The sequence below is a fragment of the Spirulina sp. 06S082 genome (genome assembly GCF_034932145.1).
Lineage (GTDB): Bacteria > Cyanobacteriota > Cyanobacteriia > Cyanobacteriales > Spirulinaceae > CCY15215.
Window position 1 is genome coordinate 1 of sequence record NZ_JAYGHV010000037.1, and the last position, 14,831, is coordinate 14,831.

At 35.9% G+C, this 14,831-nt stretch carries 13 protein-coding genes; 1 reads left to right on the forward strand and 12 read right to left on the reverse strand.

The genetic code is table 11. The annotated features are described in order from the left end of the window. Positions 1-430 (reverse strand): hypothetical protein (locus tag VB714_RS04885; RefSeq protein ID WP_323221743.1); only part of this gene is annotated, 430 nt, incomplete at its 3' end. A 121-nt stretch (positions 431-551) separates the two neighbouring features. On the opposite strand from VB714_RS04885, the gene VB714_RS04890 reads away from it, so the two are divergent. Then, a complete protein-coding gene (locus VB714_RS04890; protein ID WP_323221745.1) occupies positions 552-1,835 on the forward strand; it encodes a class I SAM-dependent methyltransferase in 1,284 nt (427 codons plus the stop codon). Between the two features lie 69 nt (positions 1,836-1,904). Here VB714_RS04890 and VB714_RS04895 read toward each other — a convergent pair whose 3' ends face one another. The 11 genes from VB714_RS04895 to VB714_RS04945 form a co-directional block, all read right to left on the reverse strand. After that, a complete protein-coding gene (locus VB714_RS04895) occupies positions 1,905-3,932 on the reverse strand; it encodes a hypothetical protein (RefSeq protein ID WP_323221747.1) in 2,028 nt (675 codons plus the stop codon). Positions 3,933-3,949: 17 nt separating this feature from the next. Beyond that, complete coding sequence (locus tag VB714_RS04900; RefSeq protein ID WP_323221749.1) at positions 3,950-4,906, reverse strand: glycosyltransferase family 2 protein; 957 nt, start codon at positions 4,904-4,906, stop codon at positions 3,950-3,952. 40 nt (positions 4,907-4,946) lie between these two features. After that, a complete protein-coding gene (locus tag VB714_RS04905) occupies positions 4,947-6,743 on the reverse strand; it encodes a hypothetical protein (RefSeq protein ID WP_323221750.1) in 1,797 nt (598 codons plus the stop codon). A gap of 24 nt (positions 6,744-6,767) precedes the next feature. Beyond that, positions 6,768-7,691 (reverse strand): NAD(P)-dependent oxidoreductase, encoded by a 924-nt coding sequence (locus VB714_RS04910; protein ID WP_323221753.1) that lies wholly within the window; start codon positions 7,689-7,691, stop codon positions 6,768-6,770. Between the two features lie 4 nt (positions 7,692-7,695). Then, positions 7,696-9,567 (reverse strand): hypothetical protein, encoded by a 1,872-nt coding sequence (locus tag VB714_RS04915; protein ID WP_323221755.1) that lies wholly within the window; start codon positions 9,565-9,567, stop codon positions 7,696-7,698. 34 nt (positions 9,568-9,601) lie between these two features. Further along, the gene (gene rfbH, locus VB714_RS04920; protein ID WP_323221756.1) at positions 9,602-10,936 is read right to left on the reverse strand and encodes a lipopolysaccharide biosynthesis protein RfbH; all 1,335 of its coding nucleotides are present in this window, start codon (positions 10,934-10,936) and stop codon (positions 9,602-9,604) included. Positions 10,937-10,965: 29 nt separating this feature from the next. Continuing rightward, complete coding sequence (locus tag VB714_RS04925; RefSeq protein WP_323221757.1) at positions 10,966-11,937, reverse strand: GDP-mannose 4,6-dehydratase; 972 nt, start codon at positions 11,935-11,937, stop codon at positions 10,966-10,968. Then, positions 11,937-12,731: a glucose-1-phosphate cytidylyltransferase gene (gene rfbF, locus VB714_RS04930; RefSeq protein WP_323221759.1), complete on the reverse strand. Its 795-nt coding sequence runs from the start codon at positions 12,729-12,731 to the stop codon at positions 11,937-11,939. The genes VB714_RS04925 and rfbF overlap by 1 nt, the downstream gene beginning before the upstream one ends. A gap of 29 nt (positions 12,732-12,760) precedes the next feature. Continuing rightward, positions 12,761-13,501, reverse strand: a complete 741-nt coding sequence (locus tag VB714_RS04935) for an ABC transporter ATP-binding protein (RefSeq protein ID WP_323221761.1) — start codon at positions 13,499-13,501, stop codon at positions 12,761-12,763. A 1-nt stretch (position 13,502) separates the two neighbouring features. Next, positions 13,503-14,312: an ABC transporter permease gene (locus tag VB714_RS04940; protein WP_323221763.1), complete on the reverse strand. Its 810-nt coding sequence runs from the start codon at positions 14,310-14,312 to the stop codon at positions 13,503-13,505. A gap of 49 nt (positions 14,313-14,361) precedes the next feature. Continuing rightward, positions 14,362-14,831, reverse strand: a 470-nt coding sequence (locus VB714_RS04945) for a DegT/DnrJ/EryC1/StrS family aminotransferase (protein ID WP_323221765.1), incomplete at its 5' end; no start/stop codon positions are given.

Genomic DNA, 14,831 nt, shown 5'->3' on the forward strand with positions numbered 1-14,831 from the left:
CGATTGTTGGTGTGGGGAAAAAGAATGTGGGAATACCTAACTGTTCAAAGATTCCTCGTCCATAGAAATCAGTCGTGATAATAGCATGAGCAGATTGAGCTTGATAAATTGTTTGTGATGTGCTATATATTTCATCATCAAAACTCCAAACAACTAAGTCTATTTTTTCTGATAATTTTTTTAAGAATTCGGGAGTCAAGGCCATTGAATCATGATAGAATGAAGTCAGAACTAGACTTGACGAGCGATCGCAGTGAGAAATACGCTCGAGAATGCGATCGTGCAGAGCCTCAATCCCCAACTCTATTAATTGCTCTGTATAGTCAAATAAAGTGACTTTGTAGTTTAATTGCTGTAATGCTTCGGAGTAAGAGTGAAAGATATAGTTTTGGCGATCGGGAATGAGCCAGAGAATTTGATGGATTTTCATAATGAAACTTTATTCAAATTAATTCTTCGCTCTCTCATGACAATTTTCTTTCAGCAAACTACAAAAAAATTGCCATACTATACTTTGATTTAATTGAATACTACAACTAGGAACATAAAAAATGAAACTAAAAGTCGTATTAGCTGATGAAAGTAAATTCCTCTCAGAGGATAATTCCATTGAATCTATTTGGTATGTGCGGCGTGACTTTGACATGGTTTTAAATCGAGAAAATTATCTGGAGCAATTAAAATCTTTAGATATTCAAGAGGTAATCTTGTATGACAATAACGAAGATAATTCTCATACAGATGATTCTAAGGAGGATAATTTTAGCAGTCCAGATGAATTGGAAACTGGAACATCGTGGTTGACTAATTTGCAATCGCTGCTCTTCCCTAACAAAATCCCTAACCAAGATATATCTAACCAAGATATACCTTTGTCCAAACAGCAAAGCCCTCCCGAAAGATGGTTTATTCATACCTTGTGTGCTTTAAGCCTGTTCTATCGCTCTGCACAATATTTTAAAACCAGCTTACCTTATGAGGAAGGCAAGAAGCCTAGTAATAAGGAGATGGAAGATATTACCGCATGGGTAAAACAACTGAGCATTGATTTTTTCAATACAAAAATAGAACAACGAGTCTTGTCTCTTGAAGACGGGAATGCACATAAAAGGCAAATCAACGAGAGGTATATGAACATACTTAAAAATAACGGCTTTCTGGTCAAGGAAAAAGAAAAACCTCAAGCAGAAGTGCGCGAATTATTTGGCAGAGTTGGGTTAGGGGAAGACCTCATGATGAGAGTTCCTGCTCTTTCTGGCAATGAGGATTGGGTGTATTCTATAAATCGTCAGGGAGAAATGGTTGAAACGAGAGATTGGAAACTAGCATTTGCTCAATACCTTGCCCAAATAGAAGGAGATCCCTCTTATCTCGAGGTCGGTTCGGGAAGTGGTTTTGTCTCCCTTTATTTGAAAGGATTGGGAAAAGACGTTCGAGGGATGGAATTATCTGACTATCGGGTTGCGAGTGCAAAAATACTGGCAGAAGCCAAAGGAATTGAGATTGAATTTATTCAGGGTAGCCTTGAGAAACTGCCTTATCCAGATAACTCAATGGATATTGTATTTTCTTGTTTTGTTCTCGAACAATGTCAAGAAATTCTCGAACAAGCGATCGCCGAATGCGTTCGCGTGGCCAAAGATTATTGCGTGTTTCTAGAGCCTTCAGTTGAACACTATGTCACTCTACCTTCTATTGTACATATCTCTGAACAGGGTCAGCCGATGGCCTTTGAGCCTATACTTTCAAAAACAGGCTACCCTTTTCGCGTAGAACGTCCTACCTTTTCTCATTACTATAACTCTGCTGCTATTTATATTGTACAGAAAGGCTAGTTTGCTGAAGTGCGGGAATTTTACTCGCACTCCTAAAATTCTTGAATCTTGGAATCTTGTCGTTAGATATTAGATAGCTCTTTTTTTTAACCATCTTTTTAACCTGAAGGAAATATTTTTATATTGCTTATCGATCGCGGTTTGCACTTCTTCCCTCGAACATCCTATAAAGAAAGCGCTATAATCTCCTTGTTCTATCTTTTCAAGGCTAAACGCTCCTTCTCCTTGAGGAATAGCATAGAAGCGATCGCCAACTTTGAGAATATTGAATTCTTGATAGTTTTCTGCAACTAATTGTATCCGATTGTCGATCGCGGTTTGCACTTCTTCCCTCGAACATCCTATAAAGAAAGCGCTATAATCTCCTTGTTCTATCTTTTCAAGGCTAAACGCTCCTTCTCCTTGAGGAATAGCATAGAAGCGATCGCTAACTTTGAGAATATTAAATCCTTGATAGTCTTCAGCAACTAATTCAATTAATTGAATTAATTCAATTCTGTTGTTGTTGATTGTGGTTTGAACTTCTTCCATCGAACTGCCCACAAAAAAAATGCTGTAGCCTTCTTGTTCTATTTTCTCAAGGCTAAACTCTCCTTCTCCTTGGGGAACACCATAGAAGCGATCGCCAACTTTGAGAATATTGAATCTTTGATAATTTTCTGCAACTAATTCAATTTTTATAATTTTGTCAATCTTTATTTGTGCCTCTTCAACCGAACTGCCCAGAAAGAAATTACTATAGTCATTTTGTTCTATTCTCTCCATACTAAACTCTCCTTCTCCTTGGGGAATGGCATAGACCCGATTCAGAGTCTTGAAAATCCTGAATCCCTGATAACCTTGAGTCATGAGTTTAACGTCATCTAGGGATTGAGGAAAACTCAAATTTGCCATCAGCATGGTATCAATAATCTCACTGAGGGTTGCATAGGTTCGAGAATTTTTGTACTCGACTGGACAAAAATCTACAAGAGAGAGACGACTGGGCAATAAAGTAGCACAATTAGTGACTTGAAGGGCTAAATCGTCAAGTTTGGCATTACGCAAAATCATCCATGCTCTCTGTAGCATGGAGGCATTAGTTGACTTTTTGCACAATAAATCTACTGCCCTCAAAATCTGCTCCAAAGGTCGAGGAACAAAAGAACAGGCTTTGTCTAAAAGATGAAGAAAATACAGATCGGTATAAGGAAGAGAGGTTATATAGTCTAGGTAAGCATCAAAATCTTGTTCCGATGTGGGCTGAAAATCTTGGAGTCTTCTCCACCCCTCTCCCCCATGCCAAAATAGTCCGAGTTGTAGCGACCCTCGGCGATAATGGGAGTTGTCATCATAAGCATCTGTAATCACCCTCACATCATAAGTATGACGGCGATAACCCTGGGGTACATGGGACTTTCTGGGAGAAGTGTGTAGATGTTCTCCATGAAAGACAATACAAGAACCAAAAGGAAGGGAATAATCAAGAGGAGAACTCAACTCAAGTAATTCTCGCTTGGTGTTGTCAGTATCAAGAACATAAGAATTTCGATAGTGTTGAGGAAATATCTGTAAAATCTCATCGGAAGCTAAATCGTGTAAACCAAACCAAGTATTAAACGAGAAACACTGATGCGGCCGATTGAAATCCCGATGGATATTCGCCTTGCGTGGCATGAAAATCTCAACATCGCTATCATCTGGGGCACTTTCAAAGTAGAAGCAATCGAGTTTCTTTCTATTTTTAATTAAATTAATAGTTCTTGCATCTACAACTAATCGAGCTAGTCCACAATCTGTAAGGTCAGTAGTTTTACACCCCAGCTTTTCGTAAAATGGATAGAGTAATTTGAGTAAGGTCTTTTCTTGCTGATGCTTCCGAATTTCTCGGGCCAGCATTTCTATAGCTTCAGGAGAGCATTGATGACCTTGATAAGACGGGTTGGTGTAGAATAATTCAATTTCTTGAAAAAGAAAAGACTTTTGCAATTCAGCAAAAATAAGTTTTCTAAAGGCATAAATTGGCTCGCAGTTTCTGACTAAGAGTATTTCTCCAGATTTAAGCGCATCTAAATGATGATTGCTTAATTCAGAATAATCAATTTCTTGGTAAAACATTTTCTCAGACTCCCAAATTAGAAATTAATTCTTTTTTCTATGATAGTTAAAGGTCTCTTTTTAACCTGCTGATATATCCTGCCTAAATATTCACCAATGATTCCTAAAAATAAAGCATTGACACTAAAAGAGAGGAGAATAAGTATAGTTGTTGTCGCAAATCCTGCCGGCATATTCACTCCAAAAATCAACCTAGCAAATAAGTATATGAGGCTTAAACAGAGTGTAAAAAATGAAATACTTATACCAGCATAACTCGCGATTCTTAAAGGTATAATAGAATGATTCAAAATAGCATCAATTGATAAATGAACCATACTACGAAAAGAAAATTTACTTTGTCCATATTTTCTGTCTCGACGATTGTAATCTATACCGATTTGATTAAAACCCATAGCAGCGATTGTCCCTCGCAAATAGGGCTGATAATCATCAATTTCTCTCAGTGTGTCTATAACAACTCGGTCTACTAACCGAAAGTCTCCTGCATCATGAGGCAAAGAATCTTCGCTGAGAAAATCAATCAACCGATAGAAAATTTTCCTGATCGTTTGAATTAGCCATCCTTCTTTGCGAGTTTTGCGAACTCCGTACACCACTTTATAGCCTTGCTGCCAAAATTTAATAAACTCTGGAACAAGTTCCGGAGGGTCTTGTAGATCGGCATCCAATTGAACGGCAAAATCGCCCCTTGCATTCAAATAACCAGTATAAATAGAGCGCTGATAACCAAAGTTTTTGGAAAACCGAATGATGCGGACGCAACTATTAATATTAGCGAGATCGCGCAATAACTCAAATGTTCCATCATAGCTGTGATTATCGGTGAATATGATTTCATAATCAAAATCATTCAATTCTGTTTTCATTAAAGAGATTATAGCATCGTAAATGCGATTAACATTATCCTCCTCATTAAACACGGGAATAACAAAAGATATAAGTTTTGTTTTAGAAAGAATTTGCTCGGTCATAATAATTTTAGAATTTTACTTTGAACTGGTTTTTTAAAAGCTAGAATAGATTTAACTCATTCATATCTATGACGAGGGTATTCTCATCACTTATTTTTGGACTTTCTGGCTTGGAGAGATCGACTCCAAAAATATGTTCTCCAGAGGAATTATAAACCGTAACAATGGGGGGCATCTTGGGTTTCTGGCTACTACTATTTACTTCTGAAAATACGCAAGTTAAAATATGAGCAATATTTTGTGGATATCTTGAGGAATACGCATTTAATTCAGAAATTGAATTGCTTAGAATTGGCGGATAATTGGAATGTGTAGTTACTTTGATTGCTTGCACATTTTGAATAATTTCTTCCGGAATGGAGTTAATTTTGTATTTTAGATAATGTATTTCTGAGGAGTAAGCGATCGCCAAATTTTGAAGACGTAGATTCGTGTTAAATATATTTACACTGCATATAAAAGCGAGCAAAGGAAGTAGAACAATTTTTCCATTTACATTTTTGAAATAGTGCGTAAATTTTGTCCTAGAAAAGATAAAATTAAGTATAAATTCAATTGAAATAATTATGGTAATTAACACAAATGCAGTTAAAGGCACTAATGTTCTCTGATTAATGTCAGAGTTACGACTTACGATGATTGCAAGATACGAAAGGGGTATGCAAAAAATTGCGATAAAATATTTATAGATAACTAATAATAGATGTACTTTATTCTTGATATAAAACAATTTATTATTTTTATGAGAAAAACTTACAATTGAACCCAAGTCTTTTGATAAAAGGACAATAATAGATAATACAAAGAGAAGGATTAAAATAGGTGTTAAAATTTTACTTTCAATATCTATAAAGTTTAATGAGTTGGCAAATGGAACTTTGACAAACCAGAGAAGTCTTTCAAAGATTCTACCGTAAAGATCGCCGAGAACCCTAGGATCGTGTTCAGTAGAAAATTGCTCAAAGGCAAAGAGCGAGATCAAAACTCTCAGAATCAAAAAGTATAAAGCATTTGAAATTAGAAATATTCCCCCAAATATCATACTCTTGATCGCAAATAAATTAAGACTCAGTTTCTTCTCTCTCAGAAAAGAAATTGCCACAAAACAAGTAAAAAATCCTGCTGAAGGTTGGTAAGTTGATAACGTTAGGATATAGAAAATGATAGAAGATACAAAAAATAGTATAAATTTTATTTTAGAAACGAGTAAAAGCAGATTAAAATCCTTCCGGTGCGCGTATCGTGATGATTCTCTAACCAACTTTTCTGCTAACCAAATCGAGAAAATTGAGAAAATAATGGCAACCGGCATATATGCTGTCATTATCCAAGTATTATAAACATGGAAAGAAAAACCCGTTACAATTATCAAAGAAAGCCCATAAGCAACCAGCTTTTTGAACTCTAGATAAATCAGATATCTATTAATGAGGAAAAAAACAATTGAGGTCAAAAAGATAGAGATTAAACGCACAAAGTTAGCACTATCTAGGCTATCTATCATCGTGCCTAAAGGACAGACAACAACATTAGAAAGAGGACGACCAATCACTAATAAAAATAGATATTGAGGATGAGTGTTGCACATCCCTTTTTGCCAAGCCCAGAAATAAAAATCATCATGAAATACAAAATATGAATTGGTGAGTGGTGCATAAGCTAATAACAGAAAGAATAAGCCTGAAATATATGTAATGGCACTTTCCCAAAACTGGATTTTAAGTTTCAAGCATATTTGGTAGATGCAAAATAAACCTAAAGCAGTGACTGCCCAGACTATTGAATAAACACTTACATTGGAATAGTCGTTCGAGATACTTTCTAATATTTTTAACATTGTTCTTTATTGATAAAAAAAAAATTAAGGGTTAGAGTATAAAGTTTTTTCGATGCCTTCCGATAAGGTGTGTTGGGGATGCCATCCTAGATTCTTCAGAGGATTTATTGAGGCTTTAGAATCCATTATTTCATAGTTTGCATAAGGAATAGCACCAAAATTCAACTTCGTTCGTGAATTTAGAGAATCATGAATCATTTCTACAAAATCTCTTAGAAGAATGCTCTCACCTGTACCAACTTCATATTCGATATAGGAGTTATCTACAGATGGGATCAAATGGTATTTCTTAATTAGAGTTAGAAAAGCATCCACAACATCTTCCACATAGATAAAATCTCGACGCTGAGTTCCCAAGGTTAAATCAATTTTAGGAACATTATTTTTAAGATTTTCAATCAAAAAGGGTAAAAACTTATTACTATTATCCTGAGGTCCAAAAATATGCTCTAGTCTTAAATTGAAAAGTTTTATTGAACTTTTCTGTCTCAAGATTGTCATCCATTCAAGCAAGTTTTGTTTGGATAATGAATAAGCTGGTAATTTTCCATAGGGAATGGAAAATTTATTAAAATAGGTGTCTGTGTTTATAAAAACTTTTATTTTAAACTCTCCTGAGCATTCTAATAGACTCAGAGGAAAAACTAGATTTGATTCAATTACTCCAGTTATAGGCTCGTTCAATGAACGCCCATAATTAGTTGCTAGATGAATAATTGCATCACCCTGAAAAGAGGTAAGAATTTCTGGTATTAACATTGTGTCTAAGTCAAAAATATCTATAAGACCTAAAAAAGGATTCAGTCTTGATAAATCAGAAAACTTCCGTTTAAGTATTCCTACCTTATAGCCTTCAGCAACCAACTTAGAAATGACGTGATGACCTAAAAAACCTGTTGCTCCAGTAACAAGAATATTTTTTAAGGCCTTAGAATTTTCTTTCTTCATATCATTACCTCTTGTACTGTGATTTTGTCAACTCATTCATATCTATAAACAATTTATTGGTATCACCTATTTTGGCTTCCTCACTGGGTGATATTCCAGAAAATTGTTCTCCAGAAGAATTATAAACTGAAACAATGGGTGGTTCTTTTGGTTTCTTACCATCGGAAACTTCTGAAAACGCACAAGTTAAAATATGAACAATATCTTGTGGATAGGCTGAAGAATATACCTTTAATTCAGAAATTGAATTGTTCAAGATTGACGGTACGTTTGAATGTACAATGACTTTGATAAGTTTCAGATTTTCAATGTTTTCTGCTGGAAAAGAGTTTATTCTATACTTAAAGTAGCGTATTTCCGAGGAATAAGCCTTTGTCAAAGTATAAAGACGTAGATTGGTGCTGAAAAGATTTATACTACATAGAGAAGCAAGGAGTATGAGTACAAAAATATTTGTTTTGTAGTAACTTGCAGATTTTATATTGGAAAATATATATTCACATATTAATTCTATTGAAATGATTATAGCAATTAAGAAAAATACCATTAAGGGAGCTAAAGTTCTGTAATTAATATCAGGGTTGCGGCTTACGATAATTGAAATGGATGAAAGAGGTATACAAAAAATAACAATAAAGTATTTATATAAAATGAAAAACAACCTTTTCTTATTGTTATTTCTAAATAAAACAATCGATCTCAATTCTTTGAAAAAAAGAGCGAGAATAGAAAATGAAGTCAAGTGTTTGTATAGAACAAAAAACAACCTTTTTTTACTTCTAAAACTAACAACCGATGTCAAGTCTCTCACTAAAAGACTGAAAATAGCAAGTAAAAAAAGCGAAATACAAATAATTACAGTTGCCTTGCTTTCGATATTGATAAAATTGAATGAATTTACAAAGGGAATTTTGAAAAACCAGACAATCCTCTCAAAAATCCTATTAGAAAGATCGCCAAAAACTCTAGGATCGTATGTGCTGGCATTAGAGTATTGATCAAAGGGGAAGACTAATAATGAAGTATATAGAATCAAGAAATACAGAGCATTAGAGATTGCAAAGATTCCTCCAAATATACTACTCTTAACCAGCAGAGAATTAATATTGATTCTTTTTTCTTTGAGAAAAGAAATTGCGACGAAACAAGTAAAAAATCCTGATGAAGTTTGGTAAGTAAGCAAAGTAAGGATATAGAAAATGATGGAAGAAATCAGAAAAAATATCAGATAATTGCTCGAAAATAGAGAGAAACGATTAAAATTTTCTTGTGCCGTGATTCTAAACCATTCTTCGGCAGATTTTTCCGCTAACCAAATAGAGAAGATTGAGAAAATAATAGCAACTAAAATGTATGATGCTATTATCCAAGTATTATACACGTGAAACGCAAAATTTGTCACAACTAACAAGGAAATTCCATAAGCAACAAGTTTACTGAAACCTTTATAAATTAAATATCTATTGACAATAAAAAAAACAATGGATGTCAAGAAAATAAAGATGAACCGCACTAAATTCGCACTATCTAAACTGTCTATCATCGATCTCAAAGGACATAGAACAATATTGGCGATAGGACGACCGGTAACGAAGAAAAATATATACTGCGGATGTGTATGGCACAGTCCTTTTTGCATACCCCAGAAATTATAATCATCATGATATACAAAATATGAGTTTATGAGAGGTGAATAAGATAACAGAAGTAAAAACAATGCGGAAACAAATGTAATTGCACTTTCCCGAAAAGGAATTCTGAGTTTCAGAAATTTTTGGTAGATGCAGAATAGGCTTACAGCAGTTGCTATCCAGAGCATTGAAAAAATACTTGCATTGACAGAGTTGTACAGGAGAATTCTTAATATTTTTAACATTGGTTGGTTTTAAAAACTAATATTTTTAAAGTCCTTAAAGGCTTTGAAAGATTTTTTGAACATGAACTAACATGGGTTCTGTAATACCGGGATATATCCCAATCCAGAAAGTATTATTCATTACCCGATCGCTGCTACTGAGTTCAGAAACAATCCTACAGTTAATATGTTGGTAAGCAGGTTGTTTTAAAATATTACCTCCAAAGAGTAAACGAGTACCTATCTTATTCTGCTGCAAAAAATTGATAACCTGTCCGCGCTGTAAATTTGAGGATTCTTTGATAGTCATAGGGAATCCAAACCAACTAGGTTTTGAGTGGGTTGTTTCTTCTGGAAGATAGAAGCGATCGCTTAAGAAATCTAGTTTTTCTCTCAAAAACCCAAAGTTTTGGATTCGCTTATTGACAAATTCATCTAATTTCTCTAACTGAGCACAACCTACAGCCGCTTGCATATCGGTCATTTTCAAGTTATACCCAATATGGGAATAGGTATATTTGTGGTCGTAACCATAAGGTAAATCCCCCAATTGCCATGCAAAACGCTTCTGACAACTGTTGTCTTTTCCTGGAGGACACCAACAATCTCTTCCCCAATCTCGAAAGGATTCGATGATTTTTTTCAGACGACTATCATTTGTTAAAACTGCTCCTCCTTCACCCATTGTCATGTGATGAGCAGGATAAAAGCTAACGGTAGAAATATCCCCAAATGTGCCCGTTTTTTGCCCTTCGTATAAACTACCAACCGCATCACAATTATCTTCAATTAACCAAAGATCGTGTTCTCGAGCAAATTCTAGTATTTCTTTAAGATTGAAGGGATTTCCCAAAGTATGAGCCAGCATAATCGCTTTAGTTTTCGGGGATAATGCCTCTTCTAAATAGGAAGTATCTATATTATAAGTTGGGATTTTAATATCCACAAACACGGGAATCAACTGATTTTGGATGATAGGATTAACAGTTGTGGGAAAACCCGCAGCTACGGTAATCACCTCATCTCCGGGAAGAAGACGGCGATCGCCCAATTTAGGAGACGTTAAAGCGGATAAGGCAAGTAGATTAGCAGATGAGCCAGAATTTACAAGCAAGCAATGCTTGACCCCTATCCATTCAGCAAATTGCCGTTCAAATTTTTCCGCATAGCGACCGGTCGTCAGCCAAAAATCCAGAGATGAATCCAGTAAAGTAAATAGCTCTCTCTCATCAAAAACTTTACCAGATACCGGGATATAAGTTTCACCCGGAACAAATTCTTTCTGCGAGAATTTATATTGGTAATATTTTTCGGCAGCCTTCAATACATCTAAGCGCAAATCGCGCTCTTTCGCAGAACAATGATTCAAATCGGGAAAAAGTTCTTCCACAAAAACCTCGCTATTTAAAAAAAAATTCGTTACTTTAGAAACTCTCGATACCAAGCGATCGTCTCGACAAGACCAGCCTCAAGAGAAAAACTGGGCTTCCAATTGAGTAAAGTTCTCGCCTTGTTCGCCGAAAGATACTGGTTTTTAATCTCATTATAAGCCTCTCCTAAAATAATGGGAGATATATCTTCTCGGTTCATCAAGTTTAATATTTTTTTGACGATTTCCAGAACTGTTACCTGTAATTCATTGCTAAAATTAAAGGCTTCTCCTACAACTTCTTTTCTATCCATTTGTTCGGCTAAATGAATGTAAGCCAAAACCCCATCTTTGACATAAAAATAATCTCTGATGTAACTGCCATCACTCCGGATTGTAATGGGTTGTCCTCTGAGAGTAGAACGAATAGTATCTGGAACAATGCGATTAAAGTTCAAGTCTCCACCTCCATAAAAGTTACCACATCTTGTAATACAAATTGGCAGAGTGTAAGACTCATAGTAAGTGGCAGAAATCAAGTCAGCACAACTTTTTGAAACATCATAAGGATGTTTTCCTTGCAGAGGGGTGTCCTCACTATAAGGTAATATTTCTTGGTCGCCATAAGCCTTATCGCTGGAGGCAATAATAATACGACTAACACCACCAACTCTTCTACATGCCTCCAAAACATTCCACGTCCCTTGAATATTTGCTTGAAAAGTGCCGATAGGATTTTTATTGGCAATTCCGACAATGGTTTGAGCAGCCAGATGGAATACAGTATCAATTTCATAGTCCGAGAGGATTCGTTCTAAGATATGAATATCCTCAACTTGACCTGCAACTAAACTAATCTGGTTCAAACTTTTCTCAGAAAAGAGTTTTGAAAAAGGAACCCAGTCCCTCACGAGTCCAACAACTTTGGCCTTGCGATCGATTAGCTCAGAAACTAGCCAACTTCCCAAAAGACCACTGCACCCTGTTACAAAAACTGCTCTATCTTCCCAAAAATCACTCATTACCAAACCCTCCAAGGTGCTGAACTATTGAGCCAGAGTTCATTCAGGAACTCCATCTCCCGATAAGTATCCATACACTGCCAAAAACCGGTATGCTCATAAACAGCTAGTTCGCCAATATTAACAAGTTTCTGTAGTGGCTCTTGTTCCCAAATTGTCGTAGTAGATTCAATAAAATCCAAAACTTTTTTATTAAGAATAAAGAAACCACCATTAATCCATCCTTCTTGCGTTTGTGGCTTTTCCGTAAATAATTTCACGATGCCTTTCTCAGTAAACAACTCTCCATACCGAGATGAAGGACGCACTGCTGTAATCGTTGCTAATCTTTGTTTTTGGAGATGGAAGTCTAACAATGTACCCAAGTCAACATTAGCAACTCCATCTCCGTAAGTTAGACAAAAAGTATCACCCGATAAGTATCGAGCTGCGATTTTTAATCGCCCACCAGTCATGGTTTCTTGACCAGTATCGACTAAGGATACCGACCAATCTGATTCATCGTGATCGTTGGAAAGTTTAGTGATATTTTTGCTACCGAGATCGACACAAATATCAGAGTTTCTCAGATCGTAGTTTAAAAAATATTCTCGAATCATGTCCCCCTTATACCCAAGACAGAGAATAAATTTTTTAAATCCATAGGCGGCATATATTTTCATAATATGCCAGAGGATGGGTCGCTCTCCTACAGAAACCATCGGCTTAGGCCGCCACTCAGTTTCTTCTTTAAGGCGAGTGCCACGTCCTCCACAGAGGATGACAACAGGAATATCGGCAGGAGATTTTTCCATGATTTGATAATTTCTTGATTGTTGATATGCTAGGAAATTGAAGATAGATAATTTTTAATAATTTGTTCGGGTTCACCAACATCCATCATCTTTCCTTTATCTAACCAAATCGCTTTTGTGCAGGAATTCTGAATAAAATCGAGATTATGAGAGACAAATAAAACTGTAATTTTAGTCGAATTCCAAAGATCGTCGATTCGTTTCCTCGATTTCTCTTGGAAACTCGCATCACCGACAGAAAGAACTTCGTCCAATATAAGAATATCGGGATGAACATCTGTCGCAATGGAAAACCCTAGTCTAGCCGTCATCCCCGATGATAGACTTTTGACTGGTGCGTTCTTGTAATCTTGCAAATCAGCAAATTCTAAAATTTCGTCGGTTTTTGCCCGCATATATTGCCGAGAGAAACCTAGAAATACACCATACATTAAGATATTGTCAACTACGGATAAATCCGGGTTAAAGCCAGCACCCAACTCAATTAAAGGAGCAATTACCCCTCTCGTTCTAACTGTACCAGAAGAAGGTTGTAAAATTCCTGTAATTACCTTGAGTAAAGTAGATTTTCCTGCGCCATTTGAGCCAATAATCCCCAATTTATCTCCTTCATGGAGTTCAAAACTAATTCCACTCAGCACTTGTTTTTTGGCAGGGTGTCTGTATTTACCTTCGATAATTGAAAATAAGGTTTGTTTCAGTGTATAAGAAAATTCCTCTTGCGTTCTTCGCAAGAGAGATACATTTTCAATTCTGATAGATTCCGCCATCTTAAATCAAATCCATGTAATGGGGTTTCAAGATTTGGAAAAACATCCAACCAATCATTAAAACAATACTACCTGCTAATACAGACTGGAAAATTAGCGACAAGTCTGGAGACTGACCAGAAAGTACAAGTTGTCGAATGCTTTCAATAATAGATGACAAAGGATTAAGTTTTAAAATGGGTTGAATTTTTTGGGGTACAATTTCAGCAGGATAAAAGACAGGTGTACTTATCCAGAGAAGAAATGCAACGATCTCATAAAAATAAGGAAGATCTCGAAAGAAAACATATAATGCACTTATGATATAACCAATTCCCAAGCAAAGCATGGTTAGACTGGCTACAGGGAAAAATAGTGCAATAGCATTTAAAGGGTTTTTTGATGTCACTAAAGCAACAATAAACAGAAGTGGTAAAGAACCCACACAGAATTGTACTAAGTGAGCCACAACCATGGCTAGAGGAAAAGCGGCTAGAGGAAGTTTGATTTTATTGAGAAGCATCCCATTAGTTACAACACTCAAGAGTGCTTGAGATGTTGAGGTTGTATAAAAGTGTATTGCTACTAATCCTGTAAATGCGGCTAACATATAACGAGCTATCGAACCATTATAATGATCTATAAAGGCAGCTCCAAAAATCGAGGTATATACACCAGTCATTATTAAAGGATTCAAAAGCGACCAATAAACTCCCAAGAAAGACCCTCGATAGCGAACTTTTAGATTGAATTCTACTAGAGTTCGTACAATCTCAAAATATCTCTTAAAATCATCTTTTTGCTGGGTTGTCTCTATTAATTCTCCGATCATTATAGGTTCGTATTTGAATAAATGGCTAATAAGTTTCACGTGCAAATCATTAAACTGAATTAATCAAGCTACACAGTCGATCGACTTCATGGTCTCGTAAATCGGGAAAATTGCCGATGTAAAAGCCATAAAAATGAACGTGTTCGACTTCTGGAAAGCGATCGCGTTTAAATTCGGGCAGAATGTGTTGTAAATAGGGCTGACGCAATTGATTGCCGCCTCCAGCACTCCCCCGACGAAATTCTATCCCAGAGTTTCTCATTTTGTCCATTAAACGGCTAACAAGTTCGTTATCGGGTTCTTTTAAGATTAAGTTAAAGGCGTAGTTGCTGCATCCTTCTAGTTTAAAATCAGTGCGATATTTATCGGCATCAATTTGATCTAAAAAGCGGACTAGGTTTTGGTTGCGACGGATGACATTGGCATCTAATCGTTTTAACTGGTTTCGACCTAAAATTCCCCCTAGTTCTGTATTGCGAACATTATAAGCGGGAAAAGCAAAGATAAAATCTGGATTTA

Excerpts from the sequence above, each read along its gene's own strand:
- VB714_RS04890 (WP_323221745.1), top strand. The coding sequence starts at position 552 with ATGAAACTAAAAGTCGTATTAGCTGATGAAAGTAAATTCCTCTCAGAG.
- VB714_RS04895 (WP_323221747.1), bottom strand. The coding sequence starts at position 3,932 with ATGTTTTACCAAGAAATTGATTATTCTGAATTAAGCAATCATCATTTA.
- VB714_RS04900 (WP_323221749.1), bottom strand. The coding sequence starts at position 4,906 with ATGACCGAGCAAATTCTTTCTAAAACAAAACTTATATCTTTTGTTATT.
- VB714_RS04905 (WP_323221750.1), bottom strand. The coding sequence starts at position 6,743 with ATGTTAAAAATATTAGAAAGTATCTCGAACGACTATTCCAATGTAAGT.
- VB714_RS04910 (WP_323221753.1), bottom strand. The coding sequence starts at position 7,691 with ATGAAGAAAGAAAATTCTAAGGCCTTAAAAAATATTCTTGTTACTGGA.
- VB714_RS04915 (WP_323221755.1), bottom strand. The coding sequence starts at position 9,567 with ATGTTAAAAATATTAAGAATTCTCCTGTACAACTCTGTCAATGCAAGT.
- VB714_RS04925 (WP_323221757.1), bottom strand. The coding sequence starts at position 11,937 with ATGAGTGATTTTTGGGAAGATAGAGCAGTTTTTGTAACAGGGTGCAGT.
- rfbF (WP_323221759.1), bottom strand. The coding sequence starts at position 12,731 with ATGGAAAAATCTCCTGCCGATATTCCTGTTGTCATCCTCTGTGGAGGA.
- VB714_RS04935 (WP_323221761.1), bottom strand. The coding sequence starts at position 13,501 with ATGGCGGAATCTATCAGAATTGAAAATGTATCTCTCTTGCGAAGAACG.
- VB714_RS04940 (WP_323221763.1), bottom strand. The coding sequence starts at position 14,312 with ATGATCGGAGAATTAATAGAGACAACCCAGCAAAAAGATGATTTTAAG.